This is a genomic window from Allocatelliglobosispora scoriae, from assembly GCF_014204945.1.
In the GTDB taxonomy this organism is placed as follows: Bacteria; Actinomycetota; Actinomycetes; order Mycobacteriales; family Micromonosporaceae; genus Allocatelliglobosispora; species Allocatelliglobosispora scoriae.
Window position 1 is genome coordinate 1,716,190 of sequence record NZ_JACHMN010000002.1, and the last position, 16,582, is coordinate 1,732,771.

Below are 16,582 nucleotides of genomic sequence, written 5' to 3' on the forward strand. Positions count from 1 at the left end.
AATCAGGGTCACCGGACCCCGCGAGCGAGCCCTTAGAGCTGGGCCAACGCGTCGAGTGCCTCGGCGACGGTGAAGGCACCAGCGTAGAGGGCCTTGCCCGTGATGACACCCTCCACCCCGATCGATTCCAGCGCCGCGAGGGCACGCAGATCGTCCAGTGTGGAGACGCCGCCGCTCGCGACGATCGGCTTCGGGGTCGCCGCGCAGACCGAACGCAGCAGCTCCAGGTTGGGTCCGGTCAGCGTGCCGTCGCGGTGCACGTCGGTGAGGACGTAGCGCGCGCAGCCCGCCTTCTCCAGGCGTTCCAGCACGTCGAAGAGGTCACCGCCGTCGCGGGTCCAGCCCCGCGCCGAGAGGGTGTGACCCCGCACGTCGAGGCCCACGGCCACCCGGTCGCCGAACTCGCCGACGATCCGGTCGCACCACTCCGGGTCCTCCAGCGCCGCCGTCCCGATGTTGACCCGGGCCGCGCCGGTGGCGAGCGCCCGGCGCAGCGACTCGTCGTCGCGGATGCCACCGGAGAGCTCGACCTTGACATCGAGGGCGGCCACGACCGAGGCGAGCTGCTCGGCGTTGGATCCGCGCCCGAACGCCGCGTCGAGGTCCACGAGGTGGATCCACTCGGCACCCTGCCGCTGGAAGTCCATCGCCGCGTCGAACGGATCACCATAATCGGTCTCCGAACCCGCGGCGCCCTGGACCAGCCGGACCGCCTGACCTCCTGCGACGTCGACGGCGGGCAGCAACTGCAGGGTCATGCACTTCTCCGATCCCAGGCGATCGTCATCAGCACCGGCAGCGCCATGACGGTCAAGATGGTGAGCAGCACGGCGAGCGCCGTGGTCTGCACGAGAAACCAGATCACCAGCAGCAGCAGCACGACCACGATCGCGGTCACGGCGAGCTGTCCGCGGCTGTGCCGGCGCAGGCGGCCGACGCGGCTGGGGCGGAGGGTCAGCTTGCGGCGTACCCGCCGGATTGTGACCCGTCGGGCCTCGGCCCGGTCGATCTTGCGGCGGCGCTTGGCCTCGGCCGCCTCGCGCTCGGCGCGGCGCAGCGCGCGCTCCTTGCTCACCGCGTCACCCTTCGCTCGCGCTTGCGGGGCTCCGCTGCGCTCCACTCCTCGCGCCTCACAGCGTCATCCTTCGCTCGCGCTTGCGGGGCTCCGCTGCGCTCCACTCCTCGCGCCTCACAGCGTGCCCACCCAGTTGCGCAGCAGGTGCGCGCCGACCGCGCCGGACTTCTCCGGGTGGAACTGGGTGACGCTGAGCGAGCCGCGCTCGGCCGCCGCGACGAAGGTCGCGTCCTCGTGGGTCACGGTCGTGACCAGCGACTCCGGGTCGTCGAAGGCCGCGGCCGCGTAGGAGTGCACGAAGTAGCACCGAGCCGCCGGGTCGATCTGCGCGAACAGGCGCGAGGCCGCGGGGGCCGCGACCGTGTTCCACCCCATGTGGGGTACGCGCTGCGCCTCGATCCGCCGCACCCGGCCCGGCAGCAGCCCCAGACCCGGCGTGACGACCCCGTGCTCGTCGCCGACCTCGAACATGATCTGAGCGCCGACGCAGATCCCCAGGACCGGCCGGCCCGCGGCGACCCGCTGCTGGACGACCGGACCGGCACCGAGCTCGTCGATGCCCGCCATGCACGCAGCGTAGGCACCGACCCCCGGCACGACCAGCCCGTCCGCAGCTGCAGCCGCGTCGAGGTCGCTCGTCACCGTGACATCGACACCCGTCGCCGCCAGGGCGCGCTGCGCGGAGCGCAGATTGCCCGATCCATAGTCGAGCACCACCACCGAAGCCATTTTTCCGGCGCGCTCTGCGGGGCTCATCACACCTCGCCCGGCATCAGCCACGCGACGCCACCGGCGGCGGAGACGAGCGCGAACAGCCCGACGACCGCGACGACACCCCGGTGCGCACCCTGCTTGTAGAGCGACCACGCACCGCCGACGAGGATTCCGGCCAGCGCGAAGAGCACCACCGGCACCGCGCCGCTCACAGCGTCTTGCTCCGTTCGTGCTTGCGGGGCTCCGCTGCGCTCCGCTCCTCGCGCTTCACAGCGTCTCCTTCGTGGACGGAACCTGGCCGGCGTTGCGCGGATCGAGGGCGACCGCCTCGCGCAGCGCGCGGGAGACCGCCTTGAACTGCGCCTCCGTCACGTGGTGCGCGTCGGCCTTGCCACCGGGGCGGCAGGCACGCAGCACATCGACGTGGAGGGTCATCCGCGCCGTCTGCCCGAAGGACTCCCAGACGTGCCGCGTCATGCTGGTCGGGTAGAGCGGGCCGATGTAGGGCGCCAGCTCCGGCTCGTCGTGCACCACGTACGGCCGGCCGGACAGATCGATGGCAGCCCGGACCAGCACCTCGTCCATGGGGATCGTCGCGTCGCCGTAGCGGCGGATGCCCTTGCGGTCGCCGAGCGCCTTGTCGACCGCGGTGCCGAGCGCGAGCGTGGTGTCCTCGATCGTGTGGTGAGCGTCGATGACGAGGTCACCAACAGTCTCGACCCGCAGGTCGAAACCGCCGTGCCGGGCGATCTGGTGCAGCATGTGGTCGAAGAAGCCCACGCCGGTCGAGATCTCGGCCTGGCCCGTGCCGTCGAGGTCGAGCTCGACCAGCACCTTCGTCTCCGCGGTGATCCGCTCAACGGTGGCGGTTCTCGTCATTGCTGCTCCATCGCTGTGAGGAAAGCGTCAGTCTCGGCCGGTGTCCCGGCGGTGACCCGCAGCCAGCCCTTCAAGCCGACATCGCGGACCAGCACACCACGCTCCAGCAGCGCGCGCCAAACGGCCTGCTGATCGCCGCCGGTCTCGAAGAGCACGAAGTTGGCGTCGGAGTCGGCGACCCGCAGCCCGCGCTCGCGCAGCGTCGCGACGATCCGGTCGCGCTGCTGCTTGATCGCCTCGACCGTCGCGAGCAGCACCGGCGTGTGCGCCAGCGCGGCCCGCGCAGCGGCCTGGGTGAGGGCGGAGAGGTGATAGGGCAACCGCACCAGCTGCACCGCGTCGATCACCGCCGGGTGCGCCACCAGGTAGCCCACCCGAGCGCCGGCGAAGGCGAACGCCTTGCTCATCGTGCGGGTCACCACCAGGCGCGGGTGCTCGGCGAGCAGGCTCAACGCGCTCGGCGTGCCGGGCCGGGCGAACTCGGCGTAGGCCTCGTCGACGACGACGAGCCCCTCGGTCGCGGCGAGCACCGCCCGCACGACGTCGAGGTCGAGCGCGGTGCCGGTCGGGTTGTTGGGCGAGCAGAGCATCGTCAGCGCGGGACGGTGCTCCCGGACCGCGTCGACGGCGTGCGCGGCGGTGAGCCCGAAGTCGTCGCCCCGGCCGGCGTCGACCCAGCCGGTCGCGGTGCCCACGGCGAGCAGCGGATGCATCGAGTAGGCCGGGCCGAAACCGAGCACCACCCGGTCCGGACCGCCGAAGGCCTGCAGGAGCTGCTGCTGCACCTCGTTGGACCCGTTGGCGGCGTAGACCCACTCCGCGTCGATGCCGTGGCCGAGGTAGGCGGCGAGGTCGGCGCGCAGCTTGACCGCATCGCGGTCGGGGTAGCGGTTGAGGTCGGCGATCTCGCTGGTCAGGGCGGTGGCGACCGCTCGGACCACCTCGTCGGGGACCGAGTAGGAGTTCTCGTTGGTGTTGAGGCGGACCGCCACGTCGAGCTGCGGCGCGCCGTAGGGCGACAGGCCGCGCAGCCCCGGCCGGAGCAGGCCCTGGATCTCGTCGGCGACGGTCATGACGCCTCCCGGCTGAATCGCGCCGTCACGGCCTGGCCGTGCGCGGGGAGGTCCTCCACCGTGGCGAGCGTGACCACATGGTGCGCCACGTCGCGCAGCGCCTCCTGCGTGTATTCGATGAGGTGGATGCCGCGCAGGAACGACTGCACCGACAGGCCGCTGGAGTGCCGGGCGCAGCCGCCGGTCGGCAGCACGTGGTTGGAGCCCGCGCAGTAGTCGCCGAGGCTCACCGGGGCCCACGGGCCGACGAAGATGGCGCCGGCGTTGCGGACGCGGTCGGCCACGGCGCGGGCGTCGCGGGTCTGGATCTCCAGGTGCTCGGCCGCGTAGGCGTCGACCACGCGCAGCCCTTGGTCGATGCCGTCGACGAGGACCGTGCCCGACTGGGGGCCGCGCAGCGCCGCGAGGATGCGCTCGGTGTGCTTGGTCTCGCCGACCTGGCGGACCAGCTCGGCGTCGACCGCGTCGGCGAGAGCGACCGAGTCGGTGACGAGCACGCTCGCCGCGAGCGGGTCGTGCTCGGCCTGGCTGATCAGGTCGGCCGCGACGTGCACCGGATCGGCGGTCTCGTCGGCGAGCACCGCGATCTCGGTGGGTCCGGCCTCGGCGTCGATGCCGACCACGCCCCGGCACAGCCGCTTGGCCGCCGTCACCCAGACGTTGCCGGGGCCGGTGATGAGGTCGACCGGTGCGCAGTAGTCGTCGTCGGGCTCGTCACCGCGCTCGGCGGCGATCCGTCCCTGACTGCCGTAGGCGAGCATCGCGATCGCCTGGGAACCGCCGACGCCGTAGACCTCGTCGACACCGAGCAGCGCGCACGCCGCCATGACCCGCGCGTCGGGCAGCCCGGTCTCCTTCTGCGGCGGCGAGGCCACGACGAGGCCCTCGACGCCCGCGACCTGTGCGGGGACGACGTTCATGACGACCGTCGACGGGTACATGGCGAGGCCGCCGGGGACATAGAGCCCGACCCGGGAGACCGGCACCCAGCGCTCGGTCACCGTGCCGCCGGGGACGACCTGCGTCGTCACCTCGTGGCGCCGCTGGTCGGAGTGGACCTTGACCGCGCGGGAGATCGACTCCTCCAGCGCCGCCCGGACGGCGGGGTCGAGCTGCTCCAGGGCCTCGGCGAGCGAGGCGACGGGGACTCGCAGCCGCTCCGGGCGCAGACCGTCATAGCGCTCGGTCGCCTCGATGATCGCCTCGGTGCCACGCTGATGGACAGCCTCGATCACCGGCCGGATCGTCTCCGCCGCGACGGAGACGTCGAGCTGTGCACGGGGCAGCAGCCCCCGGGGGTCGGTCTTGCGACCACGCAGGTCGATCCGAGTCAGCACGTGTCGATTCTAGTGACCACCGCGCTGACCAGACCCGCCCGCCCACCTCCTGAGAAGTGACCCACATCTCGTGGGCTGCACGGAAGCCGTCGGCGGGGGTGGATTCCGCGCACGACCGGAGAGGCCGGTCCGCCACGGTCGCTGAGAATCGATGGCTGCGCCGACCGGATTCGGCGATCCGAGAGCGCTAATGTGGCGGCATGACGCAGCGGCTGCCCCTGTTTCCGCTCGGAACGGTGCTCTTCCCGGGTCTGGTGCTGCCGCTGACCGTCTTCGAGGACCGGTACAGGCACCTCGTGCGGCACCTGATGGACCTGCCCGACGGGACCCCCCGCGAGTTCGGGGTGGTCGCGATCGAGCAGGGCCTGGAGGTGCTGCCGCCGACGACGGGCGGGATCGTGCACAGCGAGGTGAGCCTGCACAACGTGGGCTGCGTCGCCCAGCTGCGGCAGGTCACCGAGCACACCGACGGGCACTTCGAGATCGTCAGCGTCGGCGACCGCCGGTTCCGGATCACCGGGCTCGTCGCCGATCCGGCGCCCTACCCCGTCGCCTCCGTCGAGTGGTTCCCCGAACCGGCCGCCACCGAGCTCGCCGACGAGCTCGCACCGCAGGTGCTGGCCGCCTTCCGGGAATACCTCGGCGTGCTGCGGGGCGGCCACGACGACCAGCTGCCCGACGATCCGACCGTGCTCTCGCACCTGATCGCGGCACTCACCGTCGCCGACCGGCAGGAGTTGCTCGCCACCCCCGACACCGACACCCGGCTCCGCGACGAGCTGAGGCTGCTGCAGCGGGAGACGGCGCTGCTGCGCCACGTGCGAGCGGTGCCCCTGACGCCGGGCGAGCTGGATCAGCGCTACTCGCCGAACTGACCCGGCCCCGGCTGCACCGGCTGCGGATAGGGCTGCCATGACTCCTGCGGCTCGGGGTTGAGCGAGGGCCACTGGGAGAAGCCGGCGAGCAGGGTCGTCGTCACCACCGCGCCGAGCGCGGGGACCAGCAGCACGCCCTGCAGGCGCCAGTCCTTCCAGGACGCCGGCCACCAGGTGTCGGCCGTGATCCGCAGTTGCGACGGTTTGCTGAGCTCAGCGCCCGCCTTCGCGCTCTGCAGCGCGGCCTGGTAGTCCGCGAGGCCCAGGTTGCGGCCGAACCACCAGGCGACGAAGCCAGCGGCGAGACACCCGAGCAGCAGCGTGATCAGGCCGACCGGCCCGCGCAGGCGGCGGACCAGCACCCAGACCAGGACCGCGACGAGGATGCCGAAGGCGAGCCCGAGCAGCGCGAACCAGCCGTCAGCGGCGGCGAACTCCTCCGGTTGCGACTCCGGGACGATGCCGGAGAGCTTGCCGCCGTCCTCCACGATCTGCACCGGGACGTTGGGGGCGAGCTGCTGCCAGAGCCAGCCCAGCGGCAGACCCAGCAGGCCCAGCAGGGCGAAGACGCCGACCGCGAGACCCACGATCAGCGCCGGCCGCCTCTTCGGCGCGGGCGACGGCTCGGCGGTCATCCACGGCTGATCGTGATAATCGGTCACCCACTGATCCTCTCAGACGATCGCGGCGGGCCCGAGGAGTGCCTTCAGATCCGCCATCAGCGCGGGTGAGGAGGCGACACGCAGCGGACCGAGCCGCAGCAGCGTCGCCCGGGTGCCGTTGGTCAGTTTCAGGTGCACCTCGGCCGAGCCGGGGTGGCTGGTCAGGACATCGCGCAGCCGCTCCACCAGCGGCGGGGTGCACTTGCTGGAGGGCAGCGCGACCACGACCGGCCGGACGTCGTCGGAGACCGTGATGTCCGGGATCGACAGGTCCATCGCCATCATCCGGGGCTGGTCGTCGCGGCGGTCGACGCGGCCCCGGACCACCACGATGGCGTCCTCGGCCACATATTGCCCGACCAGCTCATAGGTGTTGGGGAAGAAGAGCACCTCGACCGCGCCGCCCAGGTCCTCCAGCGTGCCCGAGGCCCAGGCCTTGCCCTGCTTGGTGATGCGCCGCTGCACGCCGGAGAGGATGCCCGCCAGGTTGACGATCTGCCCGTCGGAGACGTTGCCCTCCTCCGACAGCGCGGCGATGGACATGTCCGCGGCGCCGAGCAGGATGTGCTCGATGCCGAAGAGCGGGTGGTCGGAGACGTAGAGGCCGAGCATCTCCCGCTCGAAACCCAGCAGGTCGGTCTTCTCCCACTCCGTATCGGGGATCACCGGCGTGGCGAGCATGCTGCCCCCGGGCGTGGCGTCGCTGAACGCGCTCCCGAAGAGATCGAACTGGCCGACCTCCTCCTTCTTCTTGACATCGAGGAAGGAGTCGATCGCGTCGGCGTGGACCGCGAGCAGGCCCTTACGGCTGTGCTTGAGCGAGTCGAAAGCACCCGCCTTGATCAGTGATTCGATCGTGCGCTTGTTGCAGGCGACCGCCTCGACCTTGCGCAGGTAGTCGTAGAAGTCGGTGTAGGCGCCCTTCTCCTTGCGGCAGCGCATGATCGAATCCACGACGTTGACGCCGACGTTGCGTACGGCCGAGAGGCCGAAGCGGATGTCGTTGCCGACCGGGGTGAAGCGCATCGTCGAGGCGTTCACGTCCGGCGGCAGCACCTTGATGCCCATCCGGCGGCACTCCGCCAGATAGACGGCCATCTTGTCCTTGTCGTCGCCGACGCTGGTGAGCAGGGCGGCCATGTACTCCGCCGGGTAGTTGGCCTTGAGGAACGCCGTCCAGAAGGAGACGAGACCGTAGCCGGCGGTGTGCGCCTTGTTGAAGGCGTAGTCGGAGAAGGGGACGAGGATGTCCCAGAGGGTCTTGATCGCCTCGTCGGAGTAGCCGTTCTCCCGCATGCCGCCGGAGAAGGGGACGTACTCCTTGTCGAGGATCTCCTTCTTCTTCTTGCCCATGGCGCGGCGGAGCAGGTCGGCGGCGCCGAGGGAGTAGCCGGCGAGCTTCTGCGCGATCGCCATGACCTGCTCCTGATAGACGATCAGGCCGTAGGTGTCGCCGAGGATCTCCGAGAGCGGCTCGGCCAGCTCCGGATGGATCGGCACGACCGGCTTGCGACCGTTCTTGCGGTCGGCGTAGTCGTTGTGCGCGTTGGCGCCCATCGGACCCGGCCGGTAGAGCGCCAGCACGGCGGAGATGTCCTCGAAGCCGTCGGGGACCATCGAGCGCAGCAGCGACCGCATCGGCCCGCCGTCGAGCTGGAAGACGCCGAGCGTGTCGCCCCGGGCGAGCAGCTCATAGGTGGGCTTGTCCTCCAGCGGCAGCTCCTCCAGCACCACCTCGATGCCCCGGTTGGACTTGATGCCCTCCAGGCAGTCGTCCATGACCGTGAGGTTGCGCAGGCCCAGGAAGTCCATCTTGAGCAGGCCGATGTATTCACACGCACCCATGTCCCACTGGGTGATGATCGCGCCGTCCTGATCGCGCTTGTGGATCGGCAGCACGTCGAGCAGCGGCTCGCCGGAGAGGATGACACCGGCCGCGTGCACGCCCCACTGGCGCTTGAGCCCCTCCAGGCCCTTCGCCGTGTCGACCACCTTCTGCACGTCGTTGTCGGTCTCGTAGAGCTGGCGGAACTCGGCCGCCTCCGGGTAGCGGTTGTGCGAGGGGTCGAAGATGCCGCCGAGCGGGATGTCCTTGCCCATGACGGCCGGGGGCATCGCCTTGGTGATCCGGTCGCCCATCGCGAACGGGTAGCCCAGCACCCGGGCGGCGTCCTTGATCGCGGCCTTCGCCTTGATGGTGCCGTAGGTGATGATCTGGGCGACGCGCTCCTCGCCGTAGCGCTCCGTCGCGTAACGGATCATGTCACCGCGCCGACGCTCGTCGAAGTCCATGTCGATGTCGGGCATCGAGACGCGCTCGGGGTTGAGGAACCGCTCGAAGAGCAGGCCGTGCTGGATCGGGTCCAGCTCGGTGATGCGCAACGCGTACGCGATCAGGGCGCCGGCGGCCGAACCACGGCCCGGACCCACCCGGATCTTCTCGCTGCGGGCATAGGTGCACAGGTCGGCGGTGACGAGGAAGTAGCCGGGGAAGCCCATCTGGGCGATGACGTCGAGTTCGTACTCCGCCTGGCGGGCGTGGCCCTCGGGGACGCCGTTGGGGAACCGCTCGGCGAGGCCGCGGCGGACCTCCTTGCGCAGGAAGGACTCCTCGGTCTCCCCCTCGGGCACCGGGAACTGCGGCATCAGGTTGCGGGAGGCGAAGACGCTGGCGTAGTCGCCGATCTTGTCCGCGATCTCCAGCGTGTTGTCGCAGGCGCCGGGGACCTCGGAGTCCCACAGGTCGCGCATCTCCGCCGGGCTCTTCAGATAGAAGTCGCGCGCGTCGAACTTGAACCGCTTGGGATCCGCCATCGTGGATCCACTCTGGACACAGAGCAGGACCTCGTGCGCCTCGGCGTCCTTGGCATAGGTGTAGTGCAGGTCGTTCGTCGCGATCGGCTTGAGCCCCAGGCGCTTGCCGAGGTTGATCAGGTCCTGCCGGATCCGGGTCTCGATGTTGAGACCGTGGTCCATCAGCTCCAGGTAGAAGTTGTCCGCGCCGAAGATGTCGCGGAACTCCCCCGCGCTGGCACAGGCCCGCTCGAAGTCGCCGATGCGCAGCCAGGTCTGAATCTCGCCGGACGGGCACCCCGTCGTCGCGATGATCCCCTTGCCATAGGCGTTGAGCAGCTCACGGTCGGCACGGGGCTTGTAGAAGAAGCCCTCAAGACTCGCCTTCGACTGCATCCGGAAGAGGTTGTGCAGGCCGTCGGCGTCGATCGCGAGCATCGTCATGTGCGTGTAGGCACCGGAGCCGGAGACGTCGTTCTCGCCGCCGTCGGCCCAGCGGACCCTGGTGCGGTCGCGGCGATCGGTCCCGGGCGTGACATAGCTCTCGACGCCGATGATCGGCTTGATGCCCGCCGCGGTCGCCTGCTTGTAGAAGTCGAAGGCCCCGAACATGTTGCCGTGATCGGTCATGGCCAGCGCCGGCATCTCCAGCCGGCCCGCCTCCTTGAACAACTCCTTCAGCCGGGCCGCACCATCGAGCATCGAATACTCGGTGTGATTGTGCAGGTGAACGAAGGAGTCAGCCACCTTCTCGCCCCCTTTGTTTCCAACGTGCGCCAGCCAGCCTAGCCGCCGACGCCGATCGTTTTCGCGTGCCCCGCGCGGGGGTTTTCTATCCGCCGAAGGCAGACATCATGACCGAAGCCGCGGTGAGCCAAGCCCGACGTGTCGACGCCTGGAGCTGACCGTATTCGATCGACGATCCTGGCTCGAGAGCCGGGTCGTAGGGAACCACCGCCACGGCGCGTGTCCGCGTGGCGAAGTGCTTGCGGAGATCCTCCAGCATCGCCGACGGACCCGGCGTCGGGCACGACAGGAGCGTCACCGCGTTGGTGGCGAGCCTGCCCAGGCCGACCTCGTGCAGGATGTCGATCATCCAGTCGGCGGTGAAGGCGGCGTCCTCGCGCGGCACCGTGGTGATGACGAGCTGGTCGGCGGCCTGCAGCACCGTCTGCCAGTTGGCGCTCTCCACGTTGTTGCCGGTGTCGACGCAGATCACCTCGTGGGTCCGGGAGACCACGTCCAGCACCCGGCGCACGGTGTTGCGGTCGAGCTTCTGGGCGAAGCGCGGATTCTCCTCACCGGCGAGCACGTCATAGGAGGCGTCGGAGGCGTGGCGGAGGTATTCGTCGAGGCGGTCGGGCAGCTCCTGGGCCGGGAGGTTCTCCAGCTCGACCAGGTCGGCGAGGAGGTGCCGGATCGTCCGGGCATGCCGCGCACTGCCGGCCCGCAGGCCGAGCGTGCCGCGCAGCTCGTTGTCGTCCCAGGCGAGCACGCCGCGACCGCGGACGCTGCCGATCGTCGCGGCGGCGAGAACAGTCGCGGTGGTCTTGTGCACGCCGCCCTTGGGGTTGGCGAAGGCGAGCACCTTGGGGCCGCCGAGCGCCCGTTTGAGGATCGCCAGCTCCGCCTCGACGCCGCCGGGCGAGGGCGCCGGACGCCACTCGATCGGGCCGTTGATGCGCCCGGGCACCTGGCCGTCGGCCGCGCCGATCGTCGGCACGTCGGTCGGGCGGGGCGGACGGGCCTTGTCCAGGAGTGCACGCCAGCGCGGGCCCTGATCCGGCTTGTCCCAGCCGGCATCGGTGCGCTCCACGCTTCGCCTCCCCGATCCTGTGATTCCTGCGCGCCTTGCGGGGCTCCCTCGCTGTGCTCGGTCACTCCTCATGCCGGCGCGAGTTGCCTCAACCCTATGCGGAGCGCGCTGCGAAATGCATCCCGCCGTCGGCCGATTCCGCCCCTCGGAATGATCGTGCTGGACTGCAAGGATACCGAGTGCCCGACGACCGACCGAGCGGAGCGAGGATCAGCCCACCGGGATGGCCCGCTGCTTCTGCTCGGGCAGCGGCGGGAGGAACACCGTCCGGTCCAGGCGGTGGATCTCCGGCGCCGGGTCGACGGCCCGCACGCCCGGTCGGCCCGCGAGAGCCCGCAGCTCCGCCGGGGTCGCCGAAACCACCGCCGCGTACGCGCAGGAGCAGTGCTCGGCGTAGGCGGTCGCCTCGGCCTCGGCGGTGCGCGCCCCGGCGGAGTAGACGTCGGCGAGTCCGGGATCGGCCGCCTTGGCGAGCTGCTCACGATAGGAGGCTGCCTCCGCCGTCTTGCGGGCGGCGAGGGTGTCCATGCCCCGGACGACGTCCGCCGGGACCACGCTCGCCGACACCCGGACGATCTCGGTCTGGATCCGCTCGAGCGGGACCCGTACATAGACGTCAATGATCTTGACCTTGGCGAGGACCGGTGGCAAGCGGTCCGGCGCGAGGTAGGCGCTGAAGCTGACCAGCGCGTAGGCCGGCTCCCCCGCGTCGCCCAGCGCGGCGAGCTCGGCGCGGCTGGACAGCTCGTAGTCCGGGATCGAACCGCCCTGCGCCACGCCGACCCGGACCACCTGGCCGACCGACGTGTCCGTGGTCGGCGCCGCCTGGTTGGCCTGCCAGACTGCGGCGACCAGCACGGCGGCGACGCTGAGGCCCGCCACGATCGTCAGCGCCGGGGGTCGCCGCCGCCCCCGGGCGAGCCGCCGGTAGCCGCGGGCAACCGGCATGAGCAGGGTCCGGTCGAGGTCTCGCAGGAATGACCCCGCAGCGGTCACTGAACGTCCCGCAGAAGCTCCAGTGCGTGCGCGAGGTCACTCGGGTACTCGCTGACGAACGTGACCTGCTCCAGCGTCGTGGGGTGGACGAAGGAGAGCTGCCGCGCGTGCAGCCACTGCCGGGACAGGCCCAGCCGGGCGGCGAGCGTCGGGTCGGCGCCGTACTGCAGGTCGCCGACGCACGGGTGGCGCATCGCGGAGAAGTGGACCCGGATCTGGTGCGTCCGGCCCGTCTCCAGGTGCACGTCGACGAGGCTGGCGGCGGGGAAGGCCTCCAGCGTGTCGTAGTGCGTGACGCTGGGCTTGCCGCCGGACATCACCGCGAAGCGGTAGTCGTGCTGGGGGTGCCGGTCGATCGGCGCGTCGATCGTGCCGCTGAAGGGGTCGAGATGGCCCTGGACGACCGCGTGGTAGCGCTTGTCGACCTCGCGCTCCTTGAAGGCCCGCTTGAGCGCGGTGTATGCGTGCTCGCTCTTCGCCACGACCATGATCCCGGTCGTACCGACGTCTAGACGGTGCACGACGCCTTGCCGCTCCGCCGCGCCGCTGGTGGAGATCCGGTGCCCCATCGCGGCGAGGCCGCCGATGACGGTCGGGCCGGTCCAGCCGGGGCTCGGGTGCGCCGCGACCCCGACCGGCTTGTCGACCGCCACGATGTCGTCGTCGGCGAAGACGACCCGCAGGCCCTCGACGTTCTCCACGACGATCGTCGGCGGCGCCGGTGGCGGCGGCAGGGTGACCTCGAGCCAGGCGCCGCCGGCGACCTTGTCGGCCTTCTGCTTGGTGACACCGTTGACGAGGGCACCGCCGTTCTCGATGAGATCGGCGGCGACGGTGCGGGACAGGCCGAACAACCGGGAGACCGCCTGGTCCATCCGCATGCCGTCGAGGCCGTCGGGGACCGGCAGTGATCGCTGCTCACCCGTCATGCGGGCACTTCTCCGGCCGGCTTGTCGTCACGGCGCAGGCGACTGCCGTCGCGCTGCCGACCGGTCAGTTCCAGGTAGATCGCGAGGATGACACCGAAGGTCAGCGACATGTCGGCGACGTTGAAGACGGCGAAGACCTCGCCGTAGGGGCCGAAGAGGCTGATGAAGTCCACCACATGTCCGTTGAAGGGGCTGGGCCAGCGGAAGATCCGATCCAGCAGGTTGCCGCAGGCACCGCCCGCGACGAGGCCGAGGGCGACGCCCCAGGCCGGCGACGCGAGCTTGCGCGCGTTCCACCCGATCCAGGCGAGCACGCAGAACGCGATCACCGGGAAGATGAAGGTGTAGTCCTTGCCCAGGCTGAAGGCGGCACCACCGTTGCGGGTGACCGACAGGTAGACGGCGCCGCCCAGCCACTTGACCGGCTCACCGCCCTCGAGATGGGCGATCACGAGCTGCTTGGTCAGCAGGTCGAGCCCGATCGCGGCGAGGGCGACGGTGACCAGTGTGGCCACCGCTCGCCGCCGCTTGCCCTGCCCGCCGTGGAGGGGCGCCGACACCGGTTCTGCCTCGATCACCGTCTGGCTCCCCTTGGTCTCCATGGTCAGCGCCGCTCCTCCAACTGCTTGCACGAGACGCACAGTGTCGCCGACGGGAATGCCGCCAGGCGCTCGACCGGGATCGGGTTGCCGCATCGCTCGCACCAACCGTAGCTTCCCTCATCGAGCCGCTCCAATGCGCGCTCGACCTGGGTGATCCGCTCGAGGATCGAGTTGGCCAGGGTGATCTCCTGCTCCCGCTCGAACGTCTTCGTGCCGGTATCAGCCTGATCGTCCCCGGCCGAGTCGGTGAGGCGGTCGCGCTGCAGCTCCGTGATCTCGGTCAGCGTGTGATCATACTCGGCGCGGAGTTCGTCGCGCCGGGCGGCGAGCGCGGACCGGATCTTCTCCGTGTCGGCTGCGCTGCGGGTGCCCTTGGTGGCGGTGGCGGCGCCTCGAGTGCCGGTCGCCTTCGAATCTGCTGGCTTCGCCATCGTCGCTCCCTTGGCCGCGCTGTCGGCGGCTATCTCCGATGCATCAACTGGGGGGCGTGCCGAAGCCGTGGAGCGCTCCGACACCGGTTCCGCCGAGGCCGCTGGTGCCGACCCCGCCGGCACGGCCGCACCACTGCGGACGACCGTGGTCTTCTTCGCAGCTGCCGGAGCAGCCGCTTTCTTCGCCGAACCCGCCGACCCCGTCTTGGCCTTCACCGTGGCCTTCTTCGCCCCGGTGGCGGCCTGTGCCGCGGTGGCCGCGGCGGCCGGGACAGCCGCTCGCTTCGTGCCCGCCGCTGTGGCGGCCTTGGTCGTGGCCGCCTTGGCGGTCGTCTTCGCGGGCTTCGCCGGGGCCGACGTGTCAGCCTCGGTCTTTCCCGCAGTCTTTCGCGCTCGCGGCTCGGCCATGATGGGAAACCCCCACATGCAAAACGGGCGCGCGGCGGGTGCCGCGCACTCGGAGTAGGTTGGCAAGGATACGGAACCCTGAGGCGTCCGACAAACATGCAACACGTTCCGTGCCTAAACCGGACACTCAGGTAAGCGACCTTAGCCGCTAATCCCCCATGTCGGCGCCATTTTCGCCAAACCACCTGGCGAGTCGCCCGCGCCTGCTAACGGCTCGCAGACGGCGCACGGTCGCCTCGCGTACCTGGTCGGAGGCGACGATCAGCAGGCCGTCACCGGCCTTGATCCGGGTGCTCGGCGTCGGCACGAAGCCGGTCTCGCCACGCTGCACCATCGTCACCACCGCCCCGGTGGGCAGGCGCAACTCGTCAAGATGCACGCCGACGAGGTTGGACTCCGCCGGGACGTCGAGTTGCAGCAGGTCAGCACGCATTCGCTCGAGCGGCGCGGTCTCGACCCGCAGCTCCGTCGGCTCGGCGCCGGCGGTCACGCCGAGCCGTCGCGCGATCGGCGGAAGGGTGCTGGCCTGCACCAATGTGAAGATCACCACAAGCACGAAGACGACGTCGAAGAGCTCCTCCGCCCCCGGGACGGCGAGCGAGAGCGGAATCGTGGCGAAGACGATCGGCACCGCACCGCGCAGCCCCGCCCAGGAGAGGAACGCCTGCTCCCGAAGGGTGACCGGGGTGGTCCACCGGAACGGCAGCACCGAGAGGAAGACCGAAACCGGGCGCGCGAGGAGAACCAGCGTCAGCCCGATGATCACCGCCGGGACGATCGCCTCGGGCAGCCGGGACGGCGAAGCGAGCAATCCCAGCAAAACAAAGAGCCCGATCTGAGAAAGCCAGGCGATCCCGTCGGCGAAGCCGAGAATCGCCTGGCGGTGCGGCAGACGGGCATTGCCGATGAGGACACCGGCGACATATACCGCGATGAAGCCCGAGGCGTGCACGACGGCGCCACCGGCGTACGCGATCAAGGTCAACCCCACCGCGGCGATCGGGTAGAGCCCGGCCGACGGCAGGGCCGCCCGGCGCAGCAGCCACCGGCCGGTGAAGCCCACGACCAGGCCGATCAGCGTGCCGACGGCGAGTTCGTAGACGAAGAGCAGGGCGTCCCACCAGAGCGGGTGCGGCGCGGCGGCCGAGGTCGCGGCGGTCGCCAGCAGCACCACCAGCAGGACCGCGGGCGCGTCGTTGATGCCCGACTCCGCCTCCAGGATCGCCACCAGCCGGGGCCGCAGCCGCAGCCGTCGCAGCGTGGAGAAGACCGCCGCCGCGTCGGTGGAGCTCAGCACGGCGCCGTAGAGCAGCGCGGTCGGCAGGTCCAGGCCGAGCAGGAGGTGCAGCACGCCGCCGACGATCGCGACGCTGATCATGACACCGGCGGTCGCGAGCGTGGCCGAGATCCCCAGGGACGGGCGCAGGCTGCTCCAGCGGGCCGTCAGTCCGCCCTCGGCGATGATCAGCACGAGGGCGACCGTGCCGAGGATGCGGGTCAGGTCGGCGTCGTCGAACTGGATGCCGAAACCCGACTCGCCGAGCATCATGCCGAGCGCGAGGTAGACGAGCAGACTCGGCAGCCCCAGGCGGGTGGAGAAGCGGACGGCCACGACGGCCACGAGCAGGACGAGCGCGCCGACCAGCAGGGCGGCCTCGAAGGAGCCGGTCACCCGGCGGCCCGCAGGGATGTCAGGCGCTCCGCCAGGTCGGCCGGCGGGTCCGTGATCGCGAAGAGCTTGTCGCGGGAGGCGGCACCGCTGCGCAGCGACACGGCCGACGGCCGGAGACCCAGCGCGGCCGCGAGCGCCCGCCGGGCCGCCTCGGTCGCCTTGCCGTCCACCGGCGGGGACTGCACGGCGACGATCAGCTCCGCACCGAGCGGACCCTCGTGGACACCGCCCACGCGGGCACGGCTGACCCCCGGCTTCACCCGGATCGCAACCGTCACATCACCCTCGCCCGCCACCCCCACATCATCCCAGGTGGAAAG

17 protein-coding genes and 1 pseudogene are annotated in these 16,582 nt (G+C 70.7%); 2 read left to right on the top strand and 16 right to left on the bottom strand.

All coding sequences use genetic code 11. The features are described from left to right. Positions 1–32: 32 nt before the first annotated feature. The 7 genes from priA to hisD all read right to left on the bottom strand — a co-directional run bounded on the left by priA (position 33) and on the right by hisD (position 5,078). A complete protein-coding gene (gene priA / locus F4553_RS13380; protein ID WP_184835910.1) occupies positions 33–758 on the bottom strand; it encodes a bifunctional 1-(5-phosphoribosyl)-5-((5-phosphoribosylamino)methylideneamino)imidazole-4-carboxamide isomerase/phosphoribosylanthranilate isomerase PriA in 726 nt (241 codons plus the stop codon). Beyond that, positions 755–1,075: a hypothetical protein gene (locus tag F4553_RS13385; protein ID WP_184835911.1), complete on the bottom strand. Its 321-nt coding sequence runs from the start codon at positions 1,073–1,075 to the stop codon at positions 755–757. The genes priA and F4553_RS13385 overlap by 4 nt, the downstream gene beginning before the upstream one ends. Before the next feature lie 114 nt (positions 1,076–1,189). Beyond that, positions 1,190–1,804, bottom strand: coding sequence for an imidazole glycerol phosphate synthase subunit HisH (gene hisH, locus F4553_RS13390; protein WP_184840704.1), 615 nt, complete (start codon positions 1,802–1,804; stop codon positions 1,190–1,192). A 26-nt stretch (positions 1,805–1,830) separates the two neighbouring features. Next, positions 1,831–2,001, bottom strand: a complete 171-nt coding sequence (locus tag F4553_RS13395; RefSeq protein WP_184835913.1) for a CG2302 family histidine operon protein — start codon at positions 1,999–2,001, stop codon at positions 1,831–1,833. A 55-nt stretch (positions 2,002–2,056) separates the two neighbouring features. Further along, positions 2,057–2,668, bottom strand: a complete 612-nt coding sequence (gene hisB, locus F4553_RS13400) for an imidazoleglycerol-phosphate dehydratase HisB (protein WP_184835915.1) — start codon at positions 2,666–2,668, stop codon at positions 2,057–2,059. Further along, the gene (locus F4553_RS13405) at positions 2,665–3,741 is read right to left on the bottom strand and encodes a histidinol-phosphate transaminase (RefSeq protein ID WP_184835917.1); all 1,077 of its coding nucleotides are present in this window, start codon (positions 3,739–3,741) and stop codon (positions 2,665–2,667) included. The genes hisB and F4553_RS13405 overlap by 4 nt, the downstream gene beginning before the upstream one ends. Further along, positions 3,738–5,078: a histidinol dehydrogenase gene (gene hisD / locus F4553_RS13410; RefSeq protein WP_184835919.1), complete on the bottom strand. Its 1,341-nt coding sequence runs from the start codon at positions 5,076–5,078 to the stop codon at positions 3,738–3,740. Before hisD ends, F4553_RS13405 begins: the two co-directional genes overlap by 4 nt. A gap of 200 nt (positions 5,079–5,278) precedes the next feature. Here hisD and F4553_RS13415 point away from each other — a divergent pair, with 200 nt between their 5' ends. After that, complete coding sequence (locus tag F4553_RS13415) at positions 5,279–5,953, top strand: LON peptidase substrate-binding domain-containing protein (protein WP_184835921.1); 675 nt, start codon at positions 5,279–5,281, stop codon at positions 5,951–5,953. Here the strand turns inward: F4553_RS13415 and F4553_RS13420 are convergent. From F4553_RS13420 to F4553_RS13450, 7 genes and pseudogenes are all read right to left on the bottom strand, one after another. After that, entirely contained in the window at positions 5,938–6,615 is a 678-nt protein-coding gene (locus F4553_RS13420; protein ID WP_184835923.1) for a DUF2567 domain-containing protein, read from the bottom strand. The genes F4553_RS13415 and F4553_RS13420 overlap by 16 nt on opposite strands. Before the next feature lie 12 nt (positions 6,616–6,627). Further along, positions 6,628–10,155 carry a DNA polymerase III subunit alpha gene (gene dnaE, locus F4553_RS13425; protein ID WP_184835925.1) on the bottom strand — a complete coding sequence of 1,176 codons (3,528 nt, stop codon included), beginning with the start codon at positions 10,153–10,155 and terminating at the stop codon, positions 6,628–6,630. Between the two features lie 85 nt (positions 10,156–10,240). After that, positions 10,241–11,317, bottom strand: a pseudogene (locus tag F4553_RS13430) (MinD/ParA family ATP-binding protein); the annotation flags it as partial. Positions 11,318–11,434: 117 nt separating this feature from the next. Further along, a complete protein-coding gene (locus tag F4553_RS13435) occupies positions 11,435–12,220 on the bottom strand; it encodes a hypothetical protein (protein ID WP_184835929.1) in 786 nt (261 codons plus the stop codon). Then, positions 12,217–13,149 (bottom strand): RluA family pseudouridine synthase, encoded by a 933-nt coding sequence (locus tag F4553_RS13440; protein WP_184835931.1) that lies wholly within the window; start codon positions 13,147–13,149, stop codon positions 12,217–12,219. The genes F4553_RS13435 and F4553_RS13440 overlap by 4 nt, the downstream gene beginning before the upstream one ends. Then, positions 13,146–13,844, bottom strand: coding sequence for a signal peptidase II (lspA, locus tag F4553_RS13445; RefSeq protein ID WP_376776211.1), 699 nt, complete (start codon positions 13,842–13,844; stop codon positions 13,146–13,148). The genes F4553_RS13440 and lspA overlap by 4 nt, the downstream gene beginning before the upstream one ends. Next, a complete protein-coding gene (locus F4553_RS13450) occupies positions 13,754–14,182 on the bottom strand; it encodes a TraR/DksA family transcriptional regulator (protein WP_184835935.1) in 429 nt (142 codons plus the stop codon). The genes lspA and F4553_RS13450 overlap by 91 nt, the downstream gene beginning before the upstream one ends. 10 nt (positions 14,183–14,192) lie before the next feature. Here F4553_RS13450 and F4553_RS42945 point away from each other — a divergent pair, with 10 nt between their 5' ends. Beyond that, a complete protein-coding gene (locus tag F4553_RS42945) occupies positions 14,193–14,648 on the top strand; it encodes a hypothetical protein (protein WP_184835937.1) in 456 nt (151 codons plus the stop codon). 90 nt (positions 14,649–14,738) lie between these two features. On the opposite strand, the gene F4553_RS13460 is transcribed toward F4553_RS42945, so the two are convergent. Then, positions 14,739–16,262: a potassium/proton antiporter gene (locus tag F4553_RS13460; protein ID WP_184835939.1), complete on the bottom strand. Its 1,524-nt coding sequence runs from the start codon at positions 16,260–16,262 to the stop codon at positions 14,739–14,741. Beyond that, positions 16,259–16,540: a DUF167 domain-containing protein gene (locus F4553_RS13465; RefSeq protein ID WP_312875195.1), complete on the bottom strand. Its 282-nt coding sequence runs from the start codon at positions 16,538–16,540 to the stop codon at positions 16,259–16,261. Before F4553_RS13465 ends, F4553_RS13460 begins: the two co-directional genes overlap by 4 nt. Positions 16,541–16,582 lie beyond the last annotated feature (42 nt).

What these genes read in the sequence shown, in the direction of transcription:
- priA (WP_184835910.1), bottom strand. Translation starts at nt 758, where the DNA reads ATGACCCTGCAGTTGCTGCCCGCCGTCGACGTCGCAGGAGGTCAGGCG.
- hisH (WP_184840704.1), bottom strand. Translation starts at nt 1,804, where the DNA reads ATGGCTTCGGTGGTGGTGCTCGACTATGGATCGGGCAATCTGCGCTCC.
- hisB (WP_184835915.1), bottom strand. Translation starts at nt 2,668, where the DNA reads ATGACGAGAACCGCCACCGTTGAGCGGATCACCGCGGAGACGAAGGTG.
- F4553_RS13405 (WP_184835917.1), bottom strand. Translation starts at nt 3,741, where the DNA reads ATGACCGTCGCCGACGAGATCCAGGGCCTGCTCCGGCCGGGGCTGCGC.
- F4553_RS13415 (WP_184835921.1), top strand. Translation starts at nt 5,279, where the DNA reads ATGACGCAGCGGCTGCCCCTGTTTCCGCTCGGAACGGTGCTCTTCCCG.
- F4553_RS13440 (WP_184835931.1), bottom strand. Translation starts at nt 13,149, where the DNA reads ATGACGGGTGAGCAGCGATCACTGCCGGTCCCCGACGGCCTCGACGGC.
- lspA (WP_376776211.1), bottom strand. Translation starts at nt 13,844, where the DNA reads ATGCGGCAACCCGATCCCGGTCGAGCGCCTGGCGGCATTCCCGTCGGC.
- F4553_RS13450 (WP_184835935.1), bottom strand. Translation starts at nt 14,182, where the DNA reads ATGGCGAAGCCAGCAGATTCGAAGGCGACCGGCACTCGAGGCGCCGCC.